Raw genomic sequence first — 1,292 nt, forward strand, 5'->3', positions numbered from 1 at the left:
TCTGGGCTTTGCGCATAAAAAAGGCTGTGTCAGCGTTTTGACACAACCTCGTTGGTTTTAAACCAAAAACCACTTATGTAACCATCTGAAAACCAAATTATTACACAAGCATCCTCTCGTACCTTCCTTTGATGAGAAATTTCTCAACACATGAATGCAAATGCCAATATTAAAAACGGCACTACTCTGATAAATATTTTACAAATAAAATCTAAAAAATAATGGTTACAGTTACTTTCCAAATCAAGCCCTATCTAGCGGCTTACATGTATGTGCGCTATAAAAATCACCTCGACGTACCTCCAGACCGTTTTTCTTCCTCGCTTTCCGCCATCCATCTTCTCGATACCCAGCCTATCTACCACTTCCTCCACCAACTTTCCATCCCACACCCTCCCAATGCCTCATGGCACGAAATAGGAAATATCACTTTTACTCTCCCCCACCCTAGAAACGGAAAAAATCCAAATGTATATAATTATATAGGTCATGACAGTGCACTTATCATTGAAAAAGCAATGGAAGTAGAAATGAAAGCCGAACTTTATGAATTTCTCCTGGAAAATAAATACTGTCACGGCATCATGTTCAAAAAATCAATGGAAACTTTTGTCACACATTATAATATGGTAGAGTTAGTGGAAGAAGAAAGTTTAATGAGGGCGTTTCAGAGGTGGAGAAAGATGGTGAAGGAGGAGAAAAAGTTAAATAACAATTAGTAAGCAAACTGAATTTATCGATACAACATCAATATAATCTCAAAAATAGTCAACATATAGTTATCAGTAAGAATAGAATTGTAATAAGGTATTTTAAGAAATTTAGTAATACAACTATTAATAATAGACTGTTTAATAAATTATCAGATTAAATTTATATCTTTGTAATAAATTTCAGTAAACATAATTTTATATAATGAGTAGACCTTTTAAATCTGATTTAGTAATTCAAGAATATATTTGTGAACCTACACTGAAAGCGTATCATATTGGATTCGATCAAAAGCAATTTAGACTACAGCCTTTGGTTGACATAGTAAGAAATGTAATACCCGAATTTTCTTTAGGTTATCACTGTGGTACTTCTATTCCACTTACTGAAATAATATCTCGCTTAAAAGAAGCCGCACAAATAGTATACCTAACAGACAAATATCAAAATAGAGGAGAATTTGGTGAACTAATTCTTCATTTATTGTTGCGAGATTTTCAGAACACAATTCCATTAATTTCAAAAATATATTTTAGATTTTTATCGGTTTGACTTAACCGATTGAGAAATAAACTATTAGC

2 protein-coding genes are annotated in these 1,292 nt (G+C 32.7%); both read left to right on the top strand.

Translation table 11 applies throughout. The features are described 5' to 3' along the window. Positions 1-221 precede the first annotated feature (221 nt). Entirely contained in the window at positions 222-719 is a 498-nt protein-coding gene (locus tag DWZ47_RS30230) for a hypothetical protein (RefSeq protein WP_117515687.1), read from the top strand. 196 nt (positions 720-915) lie between these two features. Next, positions 916-1,263 carry a Hachiman antiphage defense system protein HamA gene (locus DWZ47_RS30235; protein ID WP_117515688.1) on the top strand — a complete coding sequence of 116 codons (348 nt, stop codon included), beginning with the start codon at positions 916-918 and terminating at the stop codon, positions 1,261-1,263. Positions 1,264-1,292: the final 29 nt, after the last annotated feature.

The organism is Bacteroides sp. AF32-8BH (assembly GCF_003435205.1).
GTDB lineage: Bacteria > Bacteroidota > Bacteroidia > Bacteroidales > Bacteroidaceae > Bacteroides > Bacteroides ovatus.

Bases quoted from the DNA above. Each gene is read 5' to 3' on its own strand.
- DWZ47_RS30230 (WP_117515687.1), top strand. From the start codon at position 222: ATGGTTACAGTTACTTTCCAAATCAAGCCCTATCTAGCGGCTTACATG.
- DWZ47_RS30235 (WP_117515688.1), top strand. From the start codon at position 916: ATGAGTAGACCTTTTAAATCTGATTTAGTAATTCAAGAATATATTTGT.